Raw genomic sequence first — 24,151 nt, forward strand, 5'->3', positions numbered from 1 at the left:
TAAAAATCAAGGAGCAACAATGGCTCAGACCCTAGCGATGATGTCTCAATTCAATGGTCGTAAGCGCGTACGCAAATTTTTCGGTAAGATTCCTGAAGTGGCAGAGATGCCGAATCTTATTGAGGTTCAAAAAGCGTCATATGATCAGTTTCTCATGGTTGAGGAACCGGAAGGTGGACGACCAGATGAAGGTTTGCAAGCTGTTTTTAAATCGGTCTTTCCTATTTCGGACTTTTCCGGTACAGCTATGCTTGAGTTTGTTGGTTATGAGTTTGATTTACCAAAATTTGATGTTGAAGAATGCCGTCAGCGTGATTTGACTTATGCAGCGCCCTTAAAGGTGATATTGCGTTTAATTGTTTTTGATATTGATGAGGATACAGGATCAAAAGAGATCAAAGACATTAAAGAGCAAGGTGTTTATATGGGCGATATGCCTTTAATGACGACGAATGGCACTTTTATTGTTAATGGTACGGAGCGTGTTATTGTTTCACAGATGCATCGCTCTCCTGGTGTCTTTTTTGATCATGATAAAGGAAAGTCGCATTCCTCGGGAAAGTTTCTTTTTGCTGCTCGTGTTATTCCTTATCGTGGTTCTTGGCTTGATATTGAGTTTGATGCTAAAGATATCATTTATGCTCGTATTGATCGTCGGCGCAAGGTTCCTGTTACGAGTCTCCTGATGGCATTGGGTATGGATGCATCAGATATTTTGTCAACCTTTTATAATAAAGTATCTTATGAGCGAGATAGAGATGGATGGCGTACTCCTTATTCTGTTGATCGCTTTAAAGGCATGAAGCTTATTTCTGATCTTGTCGATGCAGATAGTGGTGAAGTTGTTGCTGAGGCTGGTAAAAAGCTAACGCTTCGTGTTGCAAAATCTTTAGCCGAGAAGGGTCTCAAAGCGGTTAAGGTGAGTGAGGATGACTTATTAGGATGTTATCTTGCGGAAGATATCGTTAATTATCAAACAGGTGAGATTTACCTTGAAGCAGGTGATGAAATTGACGAAAAGATATTGAAGGTTTTGTTTGATGTAAATGCAGATCAAATTAATATCCTTGATATCGATCATATGAATATTGGTGCATATATCCGTAATACTTTAAAAGTAGATAAAAACGAGAGTCGGCAGGATGCATTATTTGATATTTATCGGGTTATGCGTCCTGGTGAACCACCAACAATGGATACAGCGGAAGCGATGTTCCATTCATTATTTTTCGATCCAGAGCGTTATGATCTTTCCGCTGTAGGGCGTGTTAAGATGAATTTGCGTATGGATCTTGATTGCCCAGATACAGTTCGCATTTTACGCCAAGAGGATATTCTTGCTGTTGTCAAAATGCTGGTTGAATTGCGTGATGGCCGTGGTGAGATTGATGATATTGATAATCTTGGTAATCGTCGTGTTCGTTCCGTTGGAGAGTTGATGGAAAATCAATATCGCATTGGTTTACTTCGTATGGAACGTGCGATAAAAGAACGTATGTCATCGGTTGAAATTGACACAGTCATGCCTCAGGATTTGATAAATGCAAAGCCTGCAGCGGCGGCGGTGCGGGAGTTTTTTGGATCTTCACAATTATCGCAGTTTATGGACCAAACCAACCCCTTGTCAGAAATTACCCACAAGCGTCGTCTTTCCGCGCTTGGTCCGGGAGGTTTGACCCGTGAACGTGCAGGTTTTGAAGTTCGTGACGTCCATCCTACGCATTATGGTCGCATTTGTCCGATTGAAACACCGGAAGGTCCCAATATTGGTTTGATTAACTCCTTAGCGACATTTGCGCGCGTTAATAAATATGGTTTTATTGAGAGCCCATATCGCAAGATTATTGATGGTAGAGTGACAACAGAAGTCGTTTATCTGTCTGCTATGGAAGAATCAAAGCATTATGTCGCTCAAGCCAATTCTTCATTAGATGCTGAAGGGCACTTTACAGAAGAATTCGTTGTTTGTCGTCATGCTGGTGAAGTTTTGATGGCCCCGCGTGATCACGTGGATTTGATGGATGTTTCACCAAAACAGTTGGTTTCAGTAGCGGCAGCTCTTATTCCATTTTTGGAAAATGATGATGCGAATCGTGCGTTGATGGGTTCAAACATGCAGCGTCAAGCAGTTCCGCTTGTACGTGCTGAAGCACCATTTGTTGGAACAGGGATGGAATCCGTTGTTGCACGTGATTCAGGGGCAGCGGTTAGTGCAAAGCGTGGTGGTATTGTTGATCAAGTTGATGCAACGCGTATTGTGATTCGTGCAACAGAGGATTTGGATCCTTCAAAGTCTGGTGTTGATATTTATCGTTTACAGAAATTTCAACGTTCCAATCAATCCACTTGTATTAATCAGCGCCCTCTTGTGCATGTAGGGGATCGGATAGAGAAGGGTGATATTATTGCCGATGGTCCCTCTACGGATCTTGGTGATTTAGCGCTGGGGCGGAATGTTCTTGTGGCCTTTATGCCTTGGAATGGATATAATTATGAAGATTCCATTTTATTATCTGAGCGCATTGTTGCCGATGATGTTTTTACTTCTATTCACATTGAGGAATTTGAAGTTGCTGCGCGTGATACAAAACTTGGGCCTGAAGAAATAACGCGTGATATTCCTAACGTTGCAGAAGAAGCGTTAAGAAATCTTGATGAAGCTGGTATTATTTATATTGGTGCTGAAGTTCAGCCTGGTGATATTTTGGTTGGCAAAATTACCCCAAAGGGTGAAAGCCCCATGACGCCAGAAGAGAAGCTTTTGCGTGCCATTTTTGGTGAAAAAGCGTCAGATGTTCGAGATACTTCTATGCGAATGCCTCCTGGAACTTTCGGCACTGTTGTTGAAGTTCGCGTATTTAACCGCCACGGTGTGGAAAAAGATGAACGTGCAATGGCAATTGAACGTGAGGAAATTGAGCGTTTAGCGAAAGACCGTGATGATGAACAGTCAATTCTTGATCGTAATGTTTATGCACGTCTTTCTGATATGTTGACAGGCAAAGTTGCAGTGGAAGGTCCAAAAGGTTTTTCGGGGAGCAAGAAGCTTGACAATACGGTGATGGCTCACTACCCGCGCTCACAGTGGTGGCACTTTGCTGTTGAGGATGAAAAGCTTCAGAACGAAATTGAGGCTTTGCGTAAGCAATATGATGAATCAAAAGAAGCATTGCAACGTCGCTTTATGGATAAAGTTGAGAAGGTTCAAAGAGGCGATGAAATGCCTCCTGGTGTCATGAAAATGGTGAAGGTTTTTGTCGCTGTAAAACGCAAAATCCAACCAGGGGATAAGATGGCAGGACGTCATGGTAATAAGGGGGTTGTGTCGCGTATTCTTCCTGTAGAGGATATGCCATTTCTTGAAGATGGAACGCATGCTGATATCGTCTTAAATCCGCTTGGTGTGCCTAGCCGTATGAATGTTGGGCAAATTCTTGAGACCCATCTTGGTTGGGCGTGTGCTGGTATGGGCAAGAAGATTGGTGATTTGGTAGAATTATATCAAGAGACTGGGGATATCCTTCCTTTGCGTCAGCGTATTGAAAATCTGATGCCTGATAATGATCATAATGAACCAGTACGTCGTTATGATAATGAGAGTCTTTATAAATTAGCACTACAGATGAAGAAAGGCGTTTCAATCGCAACACCTGTTTTTGATGGAGCCCATGAATCTGATATCAACATGATGTTGGAAGAAGCAGGCTTGGATAGTTCAGGACAAGTCACACTTTATGATGGTCGTACTGGAGAGCCTTTTGATCGTCCGGTGACAGTTGGATATATTTACATGTTGAAATTGCATCACCTTGTTGATGATAAGATTCATGCACGTTCGATTGGACCATATTCGCTTGTGACTCAACAGCCGTTAGGAGGTAAGGCACAATTTGGTGGTCAGCGTTTTGGTGAAATGGAGGTTTGGGCACTTGAGGCTTATGGTGCTGCATATACTTTACAGGAAATGTTGACTGTGAAATCGGATGATGTGGCTGGTCGGACCAAAGTCTATGAAGCAATCGTGCGTGGTGATGATACATTTGAGGCGGGGATACCGGAAAGCTTTAATGTATTGGTAAAAGAAATGCGTTCACTCGCTCTGAATGTAGAACTTGATGATGCGCGCGAGCTTATTGCACAGCGAGCCTTATCTGATACAACGGAATAATAATTTAAGGAGCGCGCGAGTGCGCTCTTATTGTTTTGAGAGGCTAAATAAGAAGCTTTTGTTAAGAGAGCGCAGACAGTTTTAAAAAGTAGAAATGGTTTTAAATGAACTCTGTGATAAAATTAATGAGATGTAATAACAGGTTCTAAGAATCTTTGAAGGAGAACGGCATGAACCACGAGGTCATGAATCTTTTCAATCCTCAGGCGCCAGCGCAGACATTTGACTCTATTCGTATTTCCATTGCGAGCCCTGAGAAGATTTTGTCTTGGTCGTATGGTGAGATCAAGAAGCCTGAGACTATTAATTATAGGACTTTTAAGCCAGAGCGTGATGGTCTTTTTTGTGCACGTATCTTTGGCCCTATTAAGGACTATGAATGTCTATGCGGTAAATATAAACGCATGAAGTATAAGGGCATTATCTGTGAGAAATGTGGTGTAGAGGTAACACTTTCGCGCGTACGTCGTGAGCGTATGGGGCATATTGAGCTTGCGGCACCTGTTGCGCATATTTGGTTCCTTAAATCGTTACCAGGTCGCATTTCTACACTTTTAGATTTAACTTTGAAAGATATTGAGCGTGTTCTCTATTTTGAGAATTATATTATAACAGAACCAGGGTTGACATCCCTTAAACTCCATCAGCTTCTTTCTGAAGAAGAGTATATGCTTGCTATTGATGAGTTTGGGGAAGATCAATTTACAGCTATGATTGGTGCTGAGGCTATTTATGAGCTTCTAGCCAGCATGGAATTAGAAAAACTTGCTAATGATTTGCGTGTTGAATTGTCTGAGACAACGTCAGAATTAAAGCAAAAAAAGCTGATTAAACGGCTTAAGATCGTTGAAAATTTTCTTGAATCTGGCAATAAACCAGAATGGATGATTATGAAGACGATTCCAGTCATTCCACCTGATTTACGTCCATTGGTTCCACTTGATGGTGGGCGTTTTGCGACATCAGATTTAAATGATCTTTATCGACGTGTCATAAACCGTAATAATCGTTTGAAACGATTGATTGAATTGCGTGCTCCTGGAATTATTGTCCGCAATGAAAAACGTATGGTGCAAGAAGCTGTTGATGCATTGTTTGATAATGGTCGACGCGGGCGTGTGATTACAGGAGCAAATAAGCGTCCGCTTAAGTCTCTTTCGGATATGCTAAAGGGAAAGCAAGGGCGTTTCCGCCAAAATTTGCTTGGAAAGCGTGTTGATTATTCAGGTCGTTCTGTTATCGTGACAGGTCCTGAGTTGAAATTGCATCAATGTGGTCTTCCAAAAAAGATGGCTCTTGAGTTATTTAAGCCATTTATTTACGCACGGCTTGATGCGAAGGGGTATTCATCAACTGTAAAACAGGCAAAAAAACTTGTAGAGAAAGAGCATCCGGAAGTATGGGATATCTTAGACGAGGTTATTCGTGAACATCCTGTTTTGCTGAATCGTGCGCCAACATTGCACCGTTTGGGTATTCAGGCTTTCGAACCCGTCTTGATTGAAGGAAAGGCGATACAGCTTCATCCGTTGGTGTGTACTGCTTTTAATGCAGATTTTGATGGTGATCAGATGGCTGTTCACGTTCCACTTTCTCTCGAAGCACAGCTTGAAGCACGTGTCTTGATGATGTCAACCAATAATATTCTTCATCCAGCCAATGGTGCGCCGATTATTGTTCCATCACAAGATATGGTTCTTGGACTTTATTATCTTTCGATTGTTTCTGAAAAAGAACCAGGTGAAGGAATGGCTTTTTCTGATATAGGCGAACTTCATCATGCTTTGGAAAATAAGGTTATAACGCTTCACACGAAGATCAAAGGTCGCGTTAAAAATATAGGAAAAGATGGAAAAGAAATTGCCAAACTTTACGATACAACGCCTGGACGTTTGATTATTGGAGAACTTTTGCCAAAAAATCCAAATATCTCGTTTGATATTGTCAATCAAGAAATGACTAAAAAGAATATCTCTAAATTGATTGATCAGGTTTATCGGCACTGTGGACAAAAAGAGACAGTTATTTTTTGCGATCGTATTATGCAACTTGGCTTTTCTTATGCTTGTCGTGCAGGAATTTCGTTTGGTAAGGATGATATGGTTATCCCTGATAGCAAATCGCGTTTGGTTGCAGAAACGGAATCTTTAGCTAAAGAATATGAACAGCAATACAATGACGGTCTCATTACACAAGGTGAGAAATATAACAAAGTCGTGGATGCATGGGGTAAATGTACGGATCGCGTTGCTGATGAGATGATGAAACGTATTCAGGCGGTTGAATTCGATCCTAAAACAGGTCGTCAGCGACCAATGAATTCAATCTATATGATGTCACATTCTGGGGCGCGTGGCTCTGCCAACCAGATGAAGCAGTTGGCTGGTATGCGTGGATTAATGGCAAAACCATCGGGTGAAATTATTGAAACACCAATTATTTCGAACTTTAAGGAAGGTCTAACCGTTAACGAGTACTTCAATTCAACGCACGGAGCACGTAAAGGGCTTGCCGATACTGCGCTAAAAACAGCCAACTCTGGTTATCTAACACGACGCCTCGTTGATGTTGCTCAGGATGCTATTATTTCAGCAGTTGATTGTGGTACGACAAAGGGGCTTACGATGCAGCCTATTGTTGATGCAGGACAAATTGTTGCATCTCTTGGGCAAAGGATTCTTGGACGTACAGCACTTGTCGATATTTTACACCCAGTTTCTGGAGAAGTTCTCCTTGAGGGTGGTGCGATGATTGAGGAAGCTGATATTGCTAAGATTGAAGAAGCTGGGATCCAGTCTGTGCAAATCCGCTCTGCTTTAACATGTGAAACGCGTCTTGGTGTTTGTGCCAAATGCTATGGTCGTGATTTGGCACGTGGAACGCCAGTGAATCAAGGTGAAGCAGTTGGTGTTATTGCTGCTCAGTCTATTGGTGAACCAGGAACGCAGCTTACTATGCGGACTTTCCACTTAGGAGGAACGGCACAGGTTGTAGACTCGTCTCATTTAGAAGCCTCTTATGAAGGTATAGTAGAAATTCGCAATCGCAATATCGTTCGCAATTCTGAAGGTCAGTTGGTGGTTATGGGACGTAATATGGCTATCCTTATTAAGGATGAGTCTGGAAAAGAGCGTGTCGTGCATCGTATTAGCTATGGAGCACATATTTTTGTTGATGATGGTGACGTGGTTAAGCGTGGGCAACGTATAGCAGAATGGGATCCTTATACACGTCCAATTTTAACTGAAGTTGAAGGTTATATAGGTTTTGAGGATATGATTGACGGTTTGTCAGTTACTGAAACAGCTGATGAATCTACCGGTATTACGAAGCGTTTGGTCATTGATTGGCGTGCGAATCCTCGAGGTGCTGATCTAAAACCAGCTATTATCATCCACACAGATAAAAAGGGTGAAACCATTGCTAAATTGTATAAGGGAGGTGAAGCCCGTTATATGATGTCAGTGGAAACTATTCTTTCTGTTGAACTGGGTTCCCATGTTAAGGCTGGCGATGTTATTGCTCGCTTGCCAATGGAAAGTGCCAAGACAAAGGATATTACAGGTGGTCTACCACGTGTGGCTGAGCTTTTTGAAGCACGGCGTCCAAAAGATCATGCTATTATTGCTGAAGTGAGTGGTACAATTCGTTTTGGTCGTGGTTATAAGAATAAACGTCGTGTTATCATTGAACCAAATGATGCAACTCTTGAACCGGTAGAATATTTGATTCCAAAAGGTAAACTGTTTCACTTCCAAGAGGGTGATCAAATTGAAAAAGGAGATTATATCCTCGATGGTAATCCGGCCCCTCATGATATCTTGGCGATTAAGGGTGTTGAGGCTTTAGCATCTTATCTCGTTAATGAAATTCAAGAAGTTTATCGTTTGCAAGGTGTGTTAATTAATGACAAACATATTGAAGTGATTGTTCGTCAGATGTTGCAAAAAGTTGAGATTACTGAATCTGGAGATTCAGGATATATCGCGGGAGATAATGTTGATCGTATTGAGCTTGATGAAATCAATGATAATTTGATAGCAGAAGGGAAGAGACCTGCATCGGGTACTCCCATTCTTCTTGGTATTACAAAAGCATCTCTTCAAACGCCATCATTTATTTCGGCAGCATCATTTCAGGAAACAACGAGAGTCCTTACTGAAGCAGCAGTTTCTGGTAAAATTGATACTTTGCAAGGTCTTAAGGAGAATGTTATTGTTGGTCGCCTTATTCCTGCGGGTACAGGTGGTACGATTGCTCAAATTCGCCGTATTGCGACAGTTCGTGATGATTTGATTATCGATGAGCGGCGTAAATCTAGCAATAACGAGATGGCTAAGGCTATGTTGACAAATATGACAACTGAAGCAGTTGCTGAGTAATTGGCAGACATATTAGAAAATGGACAAAGGAACGCCCGAATATGAAGTTCGGGCGTTTTTTATAGATTTCAGAATAGAGAATTTCCATATTTTTTAATATGATTTAAGAGCTCTAAGGTGATTATTATTTTAAGCATTCTTTCTAGTTTATTACATTGTCTTATAATGATATTTATATTTTCTCTCGCTTTATTTTATAAAATTCTTATCTTTTATATTCAAAGGCACAAAAGTGCCTAAAGTGATAGGTTGACATATCGAAAGGGGTGCCTACCTGAAAATGCGTTAGCTAATGGTTTTGAAGAGTGTGAGATTGTTATGATTGATATCTTTTATAAAGTAATAAAGGTACGCGAAACTCTGTTGTAGTATTATGCCTTTTTCTTTCATATTCTCAGCAGGGGTGATCCATATATCATCTTTAATCTGATCTTTATGGATATAACACGAAGGGTTTGTACGAACACCTGTAAGAGTAACAAACGCAGAGCCAATTATGTTAGAGATATTGTTTGGCAAAGTGTTTTAAAAAAGCTGGTATATCTTTCCAATTCATTGCCGATTTATTAATGGTTTTATGACGTTGTTTACCTAACAGCGTGTGTACTTTTTCTGTTGCCTGTAAATCAATATCTAACTTCAAGCAGCAATATGTTTGAGACAAATATTGAGACGGGTAAAAACTCTATTCACTATTGCATTTTTTATACCCAATAGGGGCAAGAGTATTGCGTATATTTGTTTGTGCAATCTCTGAAACGGAAAGGCTACCTTATTTTGGAAGAATATGAAATTTTAAAGGGAGAAACCAGTTTCTATCATTGTCATTGTTTTTTAGTTCAGCTTTGTGACTTTCAAAAGTATCTAAAGCAATGTCTTTGAGATAATGAAAATTACGCATTGCCTCATACTTTTATTTGCCACGTTATGCTTTTATGTTTGCCACGTTTTTTAATAGGAGGACGCCCCTCATACAAAATAGAACGCCTTTAAAAAAGAACACCATTGTGTAGCCAATTCACAAGCTTTTTTAAGGAGACATTTCTTAAAGCACCTAAGCCCATTTCACGACGCCATCTATAGATGATATACTGGTAAATCCATTGAACGCCATTATTTTTACGTTTGTGAAGAAACAAACCGACACCATCGTTTTCTTTACCAGTTCCTAATGTTATAACAGTCCTTGCATGAAGACGATTGAGGCATTTTTACGCTTTTCTTTAAAGTTTTTACTCACACGCTAGCCCCTTTGTGATATGCAGGCACATAACTTTACTTGATCCAAAATGAAATGATTTAAGATAAGAGCATCTTACAATATTTGAGATTATGATACGTTGAATATCATAAATTATCCTTATAAATCAATATTTTATGCAGTATAAAGCTGAAAAAGTCATCACAATGAATGGATTAAAAGTTTTTTTGTATAATCCGAACAGTAATTGATTTTCTTCTTTAAAATTCTTGTATGATAAGAAAATGCTTTATTTTATTGTATCGAATAAATTGAGGAAAGTAGAGGATAAAGTGCTCATTAAAATTTTATCAAAAGCAGATATCTTATCCTATAAAAATAGAATGATAAAATGTGTGAATATGACTCAATTTGTGAATTGGCACATGAATTTTCAGTAACCATTCAGACTTTGTATTATTACTCAAAATAGTAGGGTTTCTTGTGTTTTTTCTTCGTGAAAGCACACGGCTTTATGCGCAAACAGACCACCATATATAAAATATTGCGTGCTAAAAGAGTTCAATTTTCTTTGGCTGAAGTCTTTGCTATGTTAGCTATAATGGGAAAATGACTTGATGTTGAGAAACAGCTGAAAGAATTAATTGCAAGGATTAATAAAATGGGGTTATTGACAGCAGATGCAGCGCGATATTGATAACCCCTTACATGATTTAGAATGCATAGAGAAAACTTTTTAAGATTTTAGCTAAATGAGGAGTGCGTTATTGGGTATAAAATTTATTTCACATGCATTTTTGATGATTTTTTTCTATTAAGAGAGAAGGCTATATTTTTTATAATAGGCGCTGATAGGGCATCGGATATCGTCAGTTTTTCAAAAAAAGAGAGTAAATGAAAAAGAGTTGCAGGTGTGTGCGACACGTTTAGCTATGAATGAGAAAATAGCAATATTTAAAGTTATTTTTAAAAGAGAAAGTAAAAACAATGACAGTCGATTCTTCTATTGATATTTTTCAGTCTATTTTGTCACGTAAGTCGATACGAGCCTTTACGCATCAACAAGTCTCACAGGAGACGATCAAAGAAATTTTAAAACTTGCGGCTCGGGCGCCATCTGGAACAAATACGCAACCATGGCAAGTCATTGTTCTTACAGGGAATATATTGCAGAAAGTAGGACAAGAACTTTCACAACTCGCACTCACAGGTATAAAAGGGGAACGTGAAGTTCATTATTATCCACGTCAATGGCGTGAGCCTTATCTTTCAAGGCGTCGAAAAGTTGGTTTGGATCTTTATAAGAGCCTTGGAATTCAAAAAGATGAACAGGAAAAAATCTGTCACCAGAAAGCGCGGAATTTTTCATTTTTTGGTGCGCCTGTAGGACTTTTATTTACTATGGATTACGACATGGAAATGGGGAGCTGGCTTGATTTGGGGATGTTTATGCAAACAATTATGTTAGCTGCACGTGGATTTGGATTAGATACATGTCCCCAAGCAGCATTTGCTGATTATCATAAACAAATTCGTACACTTTTATCCGTTCCTTCTGATCGGCGCATCGTTTGTGGTATGGCACTTGGTTATCGCGATGAGAGTGCTCCAGAAAATAATTTTGTGACAGAACGTGAATCAATAGAGAACTTTGTACGTTTTATTTAATCATATCTATGGAAATATTTTTATGTAAGTGAGCGTCATTTTTGAAGAGCTCGAGGCATTATAATAATATTTTGGTGAGAACTTCTCATTCTTGCTTAATTTTAATATTGCATGTTAACATTTATTTTACTACGATTTGAGAAATCGAAAGAGTAGTTACTCTGGATCATCATCTATTTTGAAGGTTAGCTATGGAAAGCGCTATAGAAGGAAAGTGTTGGTTAGTAGCAAGACGGGCGACGGTTATATTTATTGCAATCATTTTTTTAGCTTATCTTGCAATTTGATTTTAAATGGGACAAATGTGATAGAAATATGTATACTCAAACTGTATAGAGTTTTGGGGTGATGTGTGTTTTTATCTGTTTTTGAACTTTTTAAAATCGGTATTGGTCCTTCTAGTTCCCATACCATGGGGCCAATGACGGCAGCTAATATGTTTTTGCAAGAGATTCTTGCACGGGATTTTTCTCAATCATTTGATTCTAAAGTTTTTCGCATACGTGTTTATCTTTATGGGTCTTTGGCTTTTACGGGGATTGGTCATGCGACAGATAGAGCTATTGTTTTAGGGCTTTTGGGAGAAAAAGCGTCTACTGTTAATCCTGATTGCATGGGTTTCCTTTTAGAAAAGGTTACACGTGAGAAAAAAGTGCAACCAAAAGGTCATCCCGCTTATCAATTTGATTTGCAAAATGATCTTATTTTTGAACGCAAAAAAGTCCTACTGGGACATACTAATGGACTTGCATTTGAAGGGCTTGATAGGAATGGAAATATCCTTTTGCGGCAGATTTATTATTCTATCGGTGGTGGTTTTGTTGTGACTGAGGATGAATTAAGCCGTATGAATGGTAATACACCACAGGAAACGACGGAGGTGCCATATCCTTTTGATACTGCATCTGAAATGTTATCAATGGCTGAAAGTTCGGGGCTTTCTATTGCTGAAATGAAGCGTCTCAATGAAGAAACGAAGATAGAGCGTTCTGCTCTCGATACAGGGCTTGATGAAATTTTCTCTGCCATGACAAACTGTATTGATAGAGGTCTTGCACAAGAAGGTGAGTTGCCAGGGGGATTGCATGTTCCAAGGCGTGCGAAAAAGCTGTATGAAAAGCTTTTAGAAAATCGAAAAAAAAATCACAATTACCCGCTTTGGGCAAATGATTGGCTTTCAGTCTATGCTATAGCAGTAAATGAGGAAAATGCTGCAGGTGGTCGTGTTGTGACAGCACCAACAAATGGGGCAGCTGGTGTTGTGCCTGCGGTTTTACGTTACTATCTTCAGTTTCATGATGATTTGGATCGAAAGGGAATCCATAATTTTTTATTAACGGCAGCAGCTATTGGTGGTGTCATCAAACATAATGCTTCTATTTCTGGTGCAGAAGTTGGTTGTCAAGGTGAGGTTGGGGCGGCATCTTCAATGGCAGCTGCAGGATTGACAGCGGCATTGGGTGGAACACCAGCTCAAATTGAAAATGCCGCAGAGATTGCGCTTGAGCATCATTTAGGGATGACATGTGATCCTGTGGCTGGTCTTGTACAAGTTCCTTGTATTGAACGCAATGCTATGGGAGCGGTTAAGGCAGTAACAGCTTCCTCTCTTGCCTTACATGGTAATGGAGAGCATTTTGTTTCTCTTGATGCTTGTATAAAAACAATGCGCCAGACCGGACACGATATGAGTGAACGCTATAAAGAAACCAGTAAAGCTGGTCTCGCAGTCAATGCAATATCCTGTTAAAGTAACAGTATTTAATCTGGTAAATTCTTTATGGGATATGTAGGCTTGTAAAGATACAAGTGGACTTCATTATTCTATTTTTTATTGAATGCCTCTAATCTTGCTAACCTCTTTTGTTATTACAAGACTTTATAAAAGAGGTATCTTGAGTGCTTTCTTAAACATTTTCTATTTATACACCAATATCTCCTTATGATGTACACGCAAGAGAATTTTATTGTTTTACTTTGTATGGGGTTCAAATGAGAGCATATTCCTATATCAAGGATTCTTATTCAAAATGTAAAAGGATATGTTATCTCAAAATATATTGTTCAATAAAAAGTCGCTTTTTTAAATTTCCTTACATTTCGAAAAGAACATCATGAGTTTAGCAAAAGAGTTTAGGTAATTTCGTATATCGTTTATATTTTGAAGTGGATTTATAAATTATTGGGAAGCTTTTCCTCAATGAAATTAATGATAACAGTATCCAAACAATGAGAAAAGCTGGTATTCAATGGGAGCACTTGTTTCTTACGAAAAAATATCAAGGATAATTTTTGATATTAAATGCAAAGATAAACAAACATTTGATATTTTTATACCTTTTATGGCTTAATCGCGGTTGGTGCTTTGTTTGAAGCAAATATTAAGGCGATTGAGAGCTTTCATAACTGTATCAGCTTTTGCTATACCAAATAGGGGCGAGTGTATTACGTATATCGGTTTGGGTAATCTCTGAAACCGGTAGAGAACCTAACTGGGGGAGAATATAAAGTTGCAAAGGTGCAAACCATCTTCCGGCTTTACCGTCATTTTTTAATTCTGCTTTGCGACTTTCAAAAGTATCTAAAGCAATATCTTTTAAATAATGCAGCTTACGCATTTCCTCACGTTTTTGCTTTTCACGTTCTTTAACCTTCACGAAGAACAAAACGCTATTGGGTTGCACATTCACGGGCTTGTTTTAAAGAAACATCTCTTAAAGAGCACCCAAGCCCATTTCACGACACCGCCCGTGGAGATAGTATAGCGGTAAAGCCATTGTGCACCACTGTCTTTACGTTTATGAAGGTGCAAACCGGTATCATCATACTCTTTACTGCCTCCCAATGTTGCCGACAGCCCTTGGTATTTAGAAGATTCATAACAGGCCTTTTTACGCCTTTCTTTAGAGTTTTTGATCCACATAATAATACCACTTGTGATGTACAAGGGGATGGTTTTGATTGATTCTACATAAGAAAGCTTGGAATGAGAGAATCTTAGGATATTCGCGGTTCTCATTCAATATGTAAACGATAAATTATCGTTATAAATCAATATATTGAATGGATAGTTTCATAAAAAATTAATCAAATGGTTGGATTGCAATTTATAATCTCACATAAACTTAAAGGAAGATGTGCACACATTAAAGAATCTTTAAAAACGCTTTAAGTGACATGAGAATATTCTGATTAAAAAAACATTCTTGCAAAAATTACCTATAAAATGAACCATTTGTTGCACCGAGATGGATTTTAATAGGTACATTACCAGTTTGGCTTGCAACGCGTAAATGAATGCGTACATGAGGCATTGAGAGACGACGATTTCGCGTTGTTTGACAAATAAGAAGTTTAACAAGAGACTTCGTGTTTAAGGTTGCTGGAGTATATTTTAAATTCGCCAGTTTTGTTGCCGCATCGTGAAGAGAACGCAATGAAAGAAAAGATGATTGCTTCAATAAATTTTCTTTTTCAGAGGATGAAGCAAGAGCATTATGTATCATGACACTATCCTTAATGCAGAATTCAAAAACTTTTAGTAAGCTACAGTATAGCAGTTAAAATTTGCTTTCTTTAACGTAGAACAAGCATTAAATGCAGCTTTTTTTGATTGAAAACCTGTAAAACGCGCACGATAATAGCGACGCCCACTTTTTTCAAAAAGTTGCATATGTGATGATGCGCTTTTTAAAGCAGAATAAGCTGTATTTTTTGCTTTTAAAAGCAGAGTGTTTGCCTGTTCTTTACTAGGGAGAGAACCAATTTGGATGGCCCATCCGGCATTTGTAGACAAAGAAGCTGTAACAATTTTATGTGTCTCAATGGGTATCGCTTTTTGAGGATTAGGGATTGGTATAATTGCTTGATTGACAGCAGCTATAGCCGTGTTAGAATTTCTAGGTTGCTCTGCAAATGCTGTTAACATAGTAGAAATTTCGTCATCGAAATTGGTTGGCTCAGCTTTTACGGTAGGTATAGGAGTATTTGCGCCTGTAGGTAATTTGTAGTGTGCTGAAGCCATTAAGTGTTCCTTACTTTTCATGAGGCTTGCTTTTGGCAAATATTGGCTCAATAAATTGGCCATATGTTGATCACGTGCGGTAGATGATTTACCTCCCATAACGACAGCAATGATGGAGCGCCCCTCATGTTGCATTGATGTCGCCAAATTATAACCTGACATTTGTGTGTAGCCGGTTTTAATTCCATCAACGCCTTTCATTATTTTCACCAGTTTATTATGGGTGTTAATTGTATGTCCACGGAAAGTAAAACTTTTTATTTTGAACAATTTATACTGTTGCGGAAAATTTTTTCGTAATGCTAATGACAAAGTTGCCATATCCCGTGCTGTGGAATAGTTATGGCTATCTGGAAGTCCTGAAGCATTGGCAAAATGCGTCTGTGTCATGCCAAGTTGGCGGGCTTTAGCTGTCATCATTCGCGCGAATTTTTTTTCAGTGCCACCGAGGTACTCTGCAATTGCAGTTGCCACGTCATTTGCCGATCTTGTAATGAGAGCCTTGGCAGCAGCTTCTGCAGAAATTGTTTGGCCTGCTCTAAGTCCGATTTTTGTTGGCGGTTGTGTTGCTGCATAATGTGAGATAGGAATTGGTGTATTTGGTGTCACACGGCGCATCTTCATAGCTTCAAAGAGGCAGTATAGCGTTATCATTTTTGTTAAAGAAGCAGGATAACGTTTCAGGGTTGCATTGGCTTGAAATAAAGTTTTCCCTGTATTAGCATCTATAACGATAGCAGCATATTTATCAGGATAAGCACCTTGAGGTGTAGCGGATGCAAAAGAGTAAGAAAGAGCTAAAACAACAAAAGCAATTGCTATCTTTTGATAACAACGCACAATTTTTTGACAATTAATATTCACACGCGGTACCCTATTTCTTTGTTTACTCCGAAAGCTCTCTAAAGCCCCTTTATTTCTGCAGTTTATTGATACACTCTAGATGAATGATATTACTAATTTATTTACAAAAATTATTTTGTAAGTTTTCATATTTGCCTTAAAGCTAACCATAAACGAAATTTTTTTTCAATAAATCGAGTGTTGCAATAGTGATGAAAGAACTTAAAATTAATAAGAAATGTGATGCACGGAAAAAAAAGAATGGGACAAAAACGCGCAGTAAATCCTATAGTCTTTATTATGCACAATGAAAAGGGCAAAAATTTGGATGAAAGCAGGCATGATGCCATTATCAAAATGAGATCAAGACTTCAAAATCCTAAGTTGTATCGTGTTCTTTTGCTTAATGATGATTACACGCCTATGGATTTTGTTGTTTTTATTTTGAAAAACTTTTTTAAAAAAAGTTTCGAAGAAGCAACCTCTATTATGTTACATATTCACCAAAATGGGATAGGCGAATGCGGAGCTTATAGTTATGAAGTCGCTGAAATGAAGGTGATACAAGTTAGGGAGTGTGCACGTCAAAATGAATATCCATTGCAATGTATAATGAAATGGAAGTGAGGGATTATGCCATCTTTTACACCTAGTCTTGAAGAAGTTTTGCATCGCGCATTAACAATTGCTACGCAAGCGCGACATGAATACGCGACATTAGAACATCTTCTGCTCGCTTTACTGGATGATGCTGATGCAAATTCAGTCATTCAGGCTTGTCAGGTAGATGTAGAAGAATTGCGAGAGCGTTTAACACACTATATCCAGTCAGAATTGGATGGACAGATTAGAGCTGATGAAGATACCAAACCGACAATGTTTTTCCAGCGTGTTATTCAACGAGCAGTCATTCATGCTCAATCAGCCGGAAAGGATGAAGTATCGGGAGCCAATGTTCTCGTTGCAATTTTTTCTGAACGAGAAAGTCATGCAGCATATTTTCTCCAAGAAATGGGAATGACACGTTATGATGCTGTACGTTTCATTTCCCATGGTATTACGCGTGATGAAGGATTATCCATGTTACTTGAGGGGCTTGAAGAACAATTAGATCAGCAAATTTCAGATGATTGTGAAAAAGCAACAAGTGCACTATCTGCTTATTGTGTCGATCTCAATTGTAAAGCACGCAATGGAAAAATTGATTTATTAATTGGTCGTGAAGTAGAAATTTCACGCATGATTCAGATTTTATGTAGAAGGTTAAAAAACAATCCGCTTTTGGTTGGTGATCCTGGGGTCGGAAAAACCGCTATAATTGAAGGATTAGCAAAACGTATTGTTGATGGACAAGTGCCTGAAGTTTTATCAAATGTAACAATATTTTCTCTTGATATGGGAGGACTTGTTGCTGGTACACGTTATCGCGGTGATTTTGAAGAACGATTAAAGCACGTCATTAAAGAATTTGAGCAGTACCCAGATGCTGTTTTATTTATTGATGAAATCCATACTTTAATTGGAGCAGGGGCTACATTGGGGGGAAATATGGATGCCGCAAATCTTTTAAAACCTGCATTATCTTCAGGGACAATTCGATGTATTGGTTCGACGACTTACAAAGAATATCGCAAAATCTTTGAACAAGATCGTGCTTTAGAACGCCGTTTTCAGAAAATTGATGTTAACGAGCCTTCTGTTGACGATGCTATTAAGATTTTGCAGGGGCTAAAACCTTATTTTGAAGATTTTCATCAAATTAAATATACGGATCAGGCGATGAAAGCATCCGTAGAATTATCATCACGTTATATGTTTGATCGTCGATTGCCTGATAAAGCAATTGATGTTGTTGATGAAAGTGGTGCAGCACAAAAGCTTTTACCAGAAAAACAACGGAAAAAAAGTATAGGTGTTAAAGAAATTGAAGCAACTGTTGCAACTATGGCAAGGATTCCGCCAAAAACAGTTTCTGGTGATGATCAGAAAATGCTTGGCAAGCTTGAAAGAGAACTCAAGCATGTCGTGTATGGACAAGATCAGGCAATTTCTGCATTAGTGTCGTCAATTAAATTGGCGCGAGCAGGATTGCGCGAAGCAGATAAACCAATAGGAAGTTATTTGTTTTCAGGACCAACAGGTGTTGGAAAAACTGAAGTTGCAAAACAGCTTGCATCTTCTTTAGGTATTGAACTGTTACGTTTTGATATGTCAGAATATATGGAGCGGCATACAGTGGCACGTTTAATTGGGGCGCCTCCAGGTTATATAGGGTTTGATCAAGGGGGGCTTCTTACAGATGCAGTTGATCAAAAACCGCATGCAGTTTTATTATTGGATGAGATTGAAAAAGCGCATCCAGAATTGTTTAATATTTTATTACAGGTGATGGATTACGGTAAGTTAACAGATCATAGTGGTAGAAAAATTGATTTCTGCAATATCATTTTAATTATGACGACGAATGCTGGTGCTTCAGAGTTGGCAAAGTCAGCTATTGGATTTGGCAAAGTTTATCGCGATGGTAATGATATTGAAGCAATTAATCGACTCTTTACACCAGAATTTCGCAATCGGTTAGATGCAATTATTCCGTTTGCACCTTTATCTCAGTTAACCATAAATCAGATTGTGCAAAAATTTATTTTTCAGCTTGAGGCACAATTAGTTGATCGAGGAATTTGCTTTGAATTAAGTTCTTCTGCCATGGCTTGGCTTGCCAATAAAGGATACGATTCTCAGATGGGGGCACGTCCATTGAGCCGTGTTATACAGGAATATATTAAGAAACCATTAGCTGACGAAATTTTATTTGGGAAGTTACGTAATGGTGGCACGGTGCGTGTGATGACACAAAAATTAAACGGGGAAAGAGAGAAGTTGCAGTTAAAAGTTTTATCTTCTGATATGGCTGTTGGCTCAAAGGACAGAAAAGTAACACATTTTACAAAAAAACATGTGAAGAAAAAAAGCTCAACAACTTAAAGCAGTCCTTTAAAGGACTGCACGGATTTTTTTTGCGTTTTCTTCAAGTACCTCTGTTGGTGTTATAATACCATTATGAGGAGAAAGCTCTATCCCCTCCATACGTGGTATGATATGGAAATGGAGATGATAGACGGTTTGTTGACTTGCTGCTTCATTAAATTGCATGACTGTTATACCATCTGCTTGAAAAGCTTTTTTAACAGCTTTGGCGATTTTTTGAACAGCTTTAATAACGGGAAACAATGTTTCAGGGTCAGCATCAAGGAGATTTCTAGAACCTTTTCTGGGAATAACCAGTGTATGTCCTGGTGCTTGTGGCATAATATCCATGAATGCAATGACATCATCATCTTCATAAACACGAACAGAAGGAATTTCATTGCGAATCAATTTAGCAAAAACATTGTTATTATCATAAGTTTGTTTCATACAAATATTTCCTTTTATGCATTTTAATTGAGAACTTTAATTTCAAGATTAAAGGATGCGAAGGTTACTATAAGGTAAGAAGAAAGATTTCGCATTTTATGATCGTTTTATGTAGATGTGACACCGTTTGTAGAGGTCTAAACTTCTATGATGGCTTCAACTTCTACTGGAACATCCATAGGAAGAGAAGCAACACCGACAGCAGAACGGGCATGTTTTCCAGCTTCACCAAGAATATTGACGAACAAGTCAGAAGCACCATTGGCAACAAGAGGAATATCGGTAAAATTGGGATCTACAGCAACAAAAACAGTGATTTTCAATACGCGTTTTATTCTATTGAGATCACCAAGAGCTGCCTTGATTTGTGCAAAAATGTTAAGCGCACAGACTTCGGCTGCTTTTTTTGCTTGTTTGGCACTAACGGTTGTGCCAACCTTACCGGTCGCTACGGGCTTGCCATCGGAAAAAGGGAGTTGTCCGGAAATAAAAAGTTGGTTTCCGCTTTGTGAAGCTGTTACATAATTAGCGACAGGTTGCATTGCTTCAGGAAGAGCAACTCCCAATTTTTTTAGATGATTTTCGATAAAATCGGTCATAATTTAAACTCCATAGCTTTTCTACAATACATCTATTGCATAAACTATTTTTTGATTTAAGGAAATGTGTGGTTAATTAAGAACACTCCTTTTTTGCCTGATTATATGATGTTATGGAACGGCAATAGAATGGGAAGTTGGGAATGATGAGATTATTATTGATAATAATTTTATATATTGCTTGTTTTGATACTGCCAAAGCTGAAGAAAGTATTTTTATTGCACCTCATCGAGCAATTTATGATTTTCGGCTTGATAGTGTTTCTCATGAAATGACCATTTCGGGAATGTCTGGGCGAATGGTTTACGAGTTAACCGGTTCGTCATGTCAGGGTTATACCACACGTTTTCGTTTTATTAGCCGTATCCATAGTGAAGATATGCCAGTGCGTTTGACTGATCAACAGACAACGAGTTATGAAACAGGGGATAGTCGCACATTTCACTTTAATGTTATAGATCAGGTTGGGGAAGAGGTCACACATCGTGCTGAAGGAGTAGCGGAGCGTATTCAAGATGGCATTATCGTTAAATTAAAAAAACCCAAGGAAAAAGAATACAAGCTCGCAATAGCTGAGTTCCCAATTATGCAGCTAAAGAATATCATCCGTCATGCAAAAGCGGGCAGTCACTTTTACCATGTCAATGTATTTGATGGAACAGATAAAGCAGACAAAGTCATAAAAGAAAGTATAGTCATTGGGGAAAAGAAGACGCGGCTCTCTGATAATGAAGCAAAAAAAATGGGAAAATTAGGCGAAGAGGAATATTGGCCTGTTACGATTTCTTATTTTGATGATATAGAAAAGAAAGATGGCTTGCCAGTTTATCGTACCAGTTTTCTCTTATATGAAAATGGTGTTATGCGTGACCTTCACGTTGATTATGGAACTTTTTCAGTGCGTGCAAAATTGAACAGTCTTGAATTTCTTGAGTCTGAAAAAGATATGAATCAATGTGAATATTAAATGGTTATAGAAAATAACTTGAAAAAGAATCAAATATTAGTATGGTAGCGCTATTCCACACGCGGAATTTGGGTGTTTGCAAAAGGTGAGCAAATATCCCCCGGTAGTAGGTTAACCTGCTTTTTCCGCGGAGGTTAAACCGGAAAGGATAAACTATGGCACTACCAGATTTTACTATGCATCAGCTATTAGAGGCAGGTGTACATTTTGGTCACCAGACACATCGCTGGAATCCAAAAATGACTCCCTATATTTACGGGGAGCGTAACAATATCCATATTATTGATCTTGCTCAGACTGTTCCTCTTTTACATCAAGCGCTTAAACTTGTTTCAGATACGGTTGCGCGTGGTGGACGCATTCTCTTTGTCGGTACAAAACGGCAGGCATCTGATATTATTGCTGATGCAGCGAATCGTTCGGCACAATATTATGTTAATGCGCGTTGGCTTGGCGGCATGCTTACGAATTGGAAAACGATTTCCCATTCGATTCACCGTCTGCGTAAGCTAGACAAAATTCTTGCTGCTGAAGCACAGGGGTTTACTAAAAAGGAACGTTTAAATCTTGAGCGTGATCGTGAAAAGCTTAATCGTGCGCTTGGTGGTATTAAGGACATGGGGTCTGTTCCAGATCTTATCTTTGTTATTGATACAAACAAAGAAAATATTGCTATCCAAGAAGCAAAACGTTTGGGGATCCCAGTTATTGCTATTATTGATACCAATTGTGATCCTGATAATGTGACGCACCCAATTCCAGGTAATGATGATGCATCACGTGCAATTTCTCTTTATTGTGATCTTTTTGCTCGTGCGGCTCTTGACGGTATTGCTCGTCAACAAGGTGCAATGGGTGTTGATTTAGGAGCTCAGGTTGATGCACCCTTAGAACCTATTTTGGATGATGCACCTGTAGAGCCTGTATTGGAAGATGCAATTCCAGTTTCTGAGTAATATTAAAGGTGCCCGTTAGGGTACTTGTTTTCTAAAGAAAAGGTGGTAGGCATGTATAGGGTTTTCTTCTTGCATGCTTGTACCGTTACAGAATAAAGAGGCAAATATGAGCATTACTGCTACACAAGTAAAAGAACTTCGGGAATTGTCAGGTGCTGGTATGATGGATTGTAAAGCAGCACTGGCAGAGACCAACGGTGACATGGAAGCCGCGGTTGATTGGCTTCGTAAAAAAGGGATCGCTAAAGCAGATAAAAAGGCAGGTCGTACAGCAGCTGAGGGACTCATCGGAGTCGCATCAAACGGTTCAAGTGCGGTTTTAGTTGAAATTAATTCTGAAACAGATTTTGTTGCGCGCAACGATCTGTTCCAAGACATTGTGCGCAATGTGGCAACAGCTGCTTTGGGCACACAGGGGAATGTTGATGCTGTTTCGGCATCTCTTTACCCTAGTTCTGAGAAGACTGTAGAGGCTACAATTAAAGATGCAATTGGTACCATTGGAGAGAATATGGCATTTAGGCGTTCTGCTAAACTCTCTGTTGAGGATGGTGTCGTTGCTACTTATATACACAATAGTGTGGCTGATGGACTTGGTAAGCTTGGTGTTTTGGTTGCTGTTGAAACAACAGGAAATAAGGAGGCTGCTGCTGCTTTTGGTCGGCAAGTTGCGATGCATATTGCCGCAACGAATCCGTTAGCGTTAACGTCGGAAGATGTTGATTCCGGTGCTATTGAGCGTGAGAAAGCGATTTTTTCAGATCAAGCACGTCAGTCTGGAAAGCCTGAAAATATCATTGAAAAAATGGTGGAAGGGCGTATGCGTAAATTTTTTGAAGAGGTTGTGTTGCTTTCTCAAGCTTTTGTTATGAATCCTGATATGAGTGTTGAAGCAGCTTTAAAGGATGCTGAAAAATCTATTGGTGCTCCAGCAAAAATTACAGGTTTTATTCGTTTTGCACTAGGAGAAGGTGTAGAGAAAGAGGTGTCTGATTTTGCTGCAGAGGTTGCAGCAGCGGCAAAAGGGTAGTGATTTGTAAATTATTTTCAGAGATTTGAAATTTTATATCTTTGATTATAAAATCACGAATAGAGGAAATATGATTATTAAGAGGGCGTCACGTGATAAAGTGGTGCCCTTAGTAGTGTCGAAAGCAGAAATTAACGGTGCTTTTGGGGAGATTATCAATGACATTAGCGCTACAGTATAAACGTATTCTTTTAAAAGCTTCTGGTGAAGCTCTCATGGGAGGGCAGAGCTTTGGAATTGATGTTTCCGTGGTAGATCGTATTGCAGCTGATATTGCTGAAGTGCGAGCGATGGGAGTGGAGGTTGCTATTGTTATCGGTGGGGGGAATATTTTTCGTGGAGTTGCTGTTGCTTCGCATGGTGTGGATCGTGTGACAGGAGATCATATGGGCATGCTTGCAACTGCGATTAATTCTTTAGCATTGCGAACATCATTATCAAAATTAGGGGTTGAAGCAGTTGTCTTGTCTGCGATTGCTATGCCACAAATTTGTGAGAGTTTTTCACAGCGTAAAGCAATAGGTTATATGAATCAAGGAAAAGTCGTTATTTTTGCAGGAGGTACGGGGAATCCATTTTTTACCACTGATTCTGCTGCTACTTTACGTGCAGCAGAAATTGGTGCAGATGTTCTTTTAAAAGGAACACAAGTGGATGGGATTTATTCTGCAGATCCAAAGATAGATCCTACAGCTAAGCGTTTTGATCAATTAACACATGTTGAGATTTTACAGTTGGGATTATCTGTGATGGATACAACAGCGGTTACTTTAGCACGAGAGAATAATGTGCCAATCATTGTGTATTCCATTCATGAAAAGGGTGGTTTAGCTAAAGTGTTAAATGGAACAGGACGATTTACGATAGTATCGGAATGAAATATAATCTTCAAAAT

16 protein-coding genes and 1 pseudogene are annotated in these 24,151 nt (G+C 39.0%); 10 read left to right on the forward strand and 7 right to left on the reverse strand.

From position 1 onward, the window contains the following. Nucleotides 1–19 precede the first annotated feature (19 nt). A complete protein-coding gene (gene rpoB / locus LNM86_RS02295; RefSeq protein ID WP_241438268.1) occupies nucleotides 20–4,168 on the forward strand; it encodes a DNA-directed RNA polymerase subunit beta in 4,149 nt (1,382 codons plus the stop codon). Nucleotides 4,169–4,338: 170 nt separating this feature from the next. Next, entirely contained in the window at nucleotides 4,339–8,550 is a 4,212-nt protein-coding gene (gene rpoC, locus LNM86_RS02300) for a DNA-directed RNA polymerase subunit beta' (RefSeq protein WP_241438269.1), read from the forward strand. A gap of 343 nt (nucleotides 8,551–8,893) precedes the next feature. Here the strand turns inward: rpoC and LNM86_RS02305 are convergent. Beyond that, a pseudogene (locus tag LNM86_RS02305) lies at nucleotides 8,894–9,614 on the reverse strand (integrase); the annotation flags it as partial. Nucleotides 9,615–10,738: 1,124 nt separating this feature from the next. Between LNM86_RS02305 and LNM86_RS02310 the strand changes: the two are divergent. Further along, nucleotides 10,739–11,419 (forward strand): nitroreductase, encoded by a 681-nt coding sequence (locus tag LNM86_RS02310; RefSeq protein WP_241438270.1) that lies wholly within the window; start codon nucleotides 10,739–10,741, stop codon nucleotides 11,417–11,419. 352 nt (nucleotides 11,420–11,771) lie between these two features. Continuing rightward, complete coding sequence (locus LNM86_RS02315; RefSeq protein WP_241438271.1) at nucleotides 11,772–13,169, forward strand: L-serine ammonia-lyase; 1,398 nt, start codon at nucleotides 11,772–11,774, stop codon at nucleotides 13,167–13,169. Between the two features lie 661 nt (nucleotides 13,170–13,830). Here the strand turns inward: LNM86_RS02315 and LNM86_RS12920 are convergent. The 4 genes from LNM86_RS12920 to LNM86_RS02330 form a co-directional block, all read right to left on the reverse strand. Then, the gene (locus LNM86_RS12920; protein ID WP_372712444.1) at nucleotides 13,831–14,076 is read right to left on the reverse strand and encodes a phage integrase central domain-containing protein; all 246 of its coding nucleotides are present in this window, start codon (nucleotides 14,074–14,076) and stop codon (nucleotides 13,831–13,833) included. A 29-nt stretch (nucleotides 14,077–14,105) separates the two neighbouring features. Then, entirely contained in the window at nucleotides 14,106–14,342 is a 237-nt protein-coding gene (locus tag LNM86_RS12925; protein ID WP_372712445.1) for a hypothetical protein, read from the reverse strand. A gap of 292 nt (nucleotides 14,343–14,634) precedes the next feature. Further along, nucleotides 14,635–14,925, reverse strand: coding sequence for a hypothetical protein (locus LNM86_RS02325; protein ID WP_241438272.1), 291 nt, complete (start codon nucleotides 14,923–14,925; stop codon nucleotides 14,635–14,637). Nucleotides 14,926–14,957: 32 nt separating this feature from the next. Further along, nucleotides 14,958–16,307 (reverse strand): D-alanyl-D-alanine carboxypeptidase, encoded by a 1,350-nt coding sequence (locus LNM86_RS02330; protein ID WP_241438273.1) that lies wholly within the window; start codon nucleotides 16,305–16,307, stop codon nucleotides 14,958–14,960. A 240-nt stretch (nucleotides 16,308–16,547) separates the two neighbouring features. Here LNM86_RS02330 and clpS point away from each other — a divergent pair, with 240 nt between their 5' ends. Together clpS and clpA are read left to right on the forward strand one after the other, a co-directional pair. Continuing rightward, a complete protein-coding gene (clpS, locus tag LNM86_RS02335) occupies nucleotides 16,548–16,913 on the forward strand; it encodes an ATP-dependent Clp protease adapter ClpS (RefSeq protein ID WP_241438883.1) in 366 nt (121 codons plus the stop codon). Nucleotides 16,914–16,919: 6 nt separating this feature from the next. Next, on the forward strand, nucleotides 16,920–19,271 hold the full coding sequence (gene clpA / locus LNM86_RS02340; protein ID WP_241438274.1) for an ATP-dependent Clp protease ATP-binding subunit ClpA: 2,352 nt from the start codon (nucleotides 16,920–16,922) through the stop codon (nucleotides 19,269–19,271). Nucleotides 19,272–19,280: 9 nt separating this feature from the next. Here clpA and LNM86_RS02345 read toward each other — a convergent pair whose 3' ends face one another. Continuing rightward, nucleotides 19,281–19,703: an HIT family protein gene (locus tag LNM86_RS02345; RefSeq protein ID WP_241438275.1), complete on the reverse strand. Its 423-nt coding sequence runs from the start codon at nucleotides 19,701–19,703 to the stop codon at nucleotides 19,281–19,283. A 137-nt stretch (nucleotides 19,704–19,840) separates the two neighbouring features. Beyond that, nucleotides 19,841–20,302 carry a RidA family protein gene (locus LNM86_RS02350; protein ID WP_241438276.1) on the reverse strand — a complete coding sequence of 154 codons (462 nt, stop codon included), beginning with the start codon at nucleotides 20,300–20,302 and terminating at the stop codon, nucleotides 19,841–19,843. A gap of 143 nt (nucleotides 20,303–20,445) precedes the next feature. On the opposite strand from LNM86_RS02350, the gene LNM86_RS02355 reads away from it, so the two are divergent. From LNM86_RS02355 to pyrH, 4 genes are all read left to right on the forward strand, one after another. Then, entirely contained in the window at nucleotides 20,446–21,270 is an 825-nt protein-coding gene (locus LNM86_RS02355; RefSeq protein ID WP_241438277.1) for a cell envelope integrity EipB family protein, read from the forward strand. Nucleotides 21,271–21,425: 155 nt separating this feature from the next. Continuing rightward, on the forward strand, nucleotides 21,426–22,226 hold the full coding sequence (rpsB, locus tag LNM86_RS02360) for a 30S ribosomal protein S2 (protein WP_241438278.1): 801 nt from the start codon (nucleotides 21,426–21,428) through the stop codon (nucleotides 22,224–22,226). A gap of 106 nt (nucleotides 22,227–22,332) precedes the next feature. Next, nucleotides 22,333–23,256, forward strand: a complete 924-nt coding sequence (gene tsf / locus LNM86_RS02365; protein WP_241438279.1) for a translation elongation factor Ts — start codon at nucleotides 22,333–22,335, stop codon at nucleotides 23,254–23,256. A 158-nt stretch (nucleotides 23,257–23,414) separates the two neighbouring features. Further along, complete coding sequence (pyrH, locus tag LNM86_RS02370; RefSeq protein WP_241438280.1) at nucleotides 23,415–24,134, forward strand: UMP kinase; 720 nt, start codon at nucleotides 23,415–23,417, stop codon at nucleotides 24,132–24,134. The last annotated feature ends 17 nt before the right edge of the window (nucleotides 24,135–24,151 follow it).

The sequence above is a fragment of the Bartonella machadoae genome, assembly GCF_022559585.1.
Taxonomy (GTDB): domain Bacteria; phylum Pseudomonadota; class Alphaproteobacteria; order Rhizobiales; family Rhizobiaceae; genus Bartonella; species Bartonella machadoae.

What these genes read in the sequence shown, in the direction of transcription:
- clpA (WP_241438274.1), top strand. Translation starts at nt 16,920, where the DNA reads ATGCCATCTTTTACACCTAGTCTTGAAGAAGTTTTGCATCGCGCATTA.
- tsf (WP_241438279.1), top strand. Translation starts at nt 22,333, where the DNA reads ATGAGCATTACTGCTACACAAGTAAAAGAACTTCGGGAATTGTCAGGT.
- LNM86_RS12925 (WP_372712445.1), bottom strand. Translation starts at nt 14,342, where the DNA reads ATGTGGATCAAAAACTCTAAAGAAAGGCGTAAAAAGGCCTGTTATGAA.
- LNM86_RS02355 (WP_241438277.1), top strand. Translation starts at nt 20,446, where the DNA reads ATGATGAGATTATTATTGATAATAATTTTATATATTGCTTGTTTTGAT.
- clpS (WP_241438883.1), top strand. Translation starts at nt 16,548, where the DNA reads ATGGGACAAAAACGCGCAGTAAATCCTATAGTCTTTATTATGCACAAT.
- rpoC (WP_241438269.1), top strand. Translation starts at nt 4,339, where the DNA reads ATGAACCACGAGGTCATGAATCTTTTCAATCCTCAGGCGCCAGCGCAG.
- rpsB (WP_241438278.1), top strand. Translation starts at nt 21,426, where the DNA reads ATGGCACTACCAGATTTTACTATGCATCAGCTATTAGAGGCAGGTGTA.
- LNM86_RS02345 (WP_241438275.1), bottom strand. Translation starts at nt 19,703, where the DNA reads ATGAAACAAACTTATGATAATAACAATGTTTTTGCTAAATTGATTCGC.
- LNM86_RS02310 (WP_241438270.1), top strand. Translation starts at nt 10,739, where the DNA reads ATGACAGTCGATTCTTCTATTGATATTTTTCAGTCTATTTTGTCACGT.
- rpoB (WP_241438268.1), top strand. Translation starts at nt 20, where the DNA reads ATGGCTCAGACCCTAGCGATGATGTCTCAATTCAATGGTCGTAAGCGC.
- pyrH (WP_241438280.1), top strand. Translation starts at nt 23,415, where the DNA reads ATGACATTAGCGCTACAGTATAAACGTATTCTTTTAAAAGCTTCTGGT.
- LNM86_RS02325 (WP_241438272.1), bottom strand. Translation starts at nt 14,925, where the DNA reads ATGATACATAATGCTCTTGCTTCATCCTCTGAAAAAGAAAATTTATTG.
- LNM86_RS02350 (WP_241438276.1), bottom strand. Translation starts at nt 20,302, where the DNA reads ATGACCGATTTTATCGAAAATCATCTAAAAAAATTGGGAGTTGCTCTT.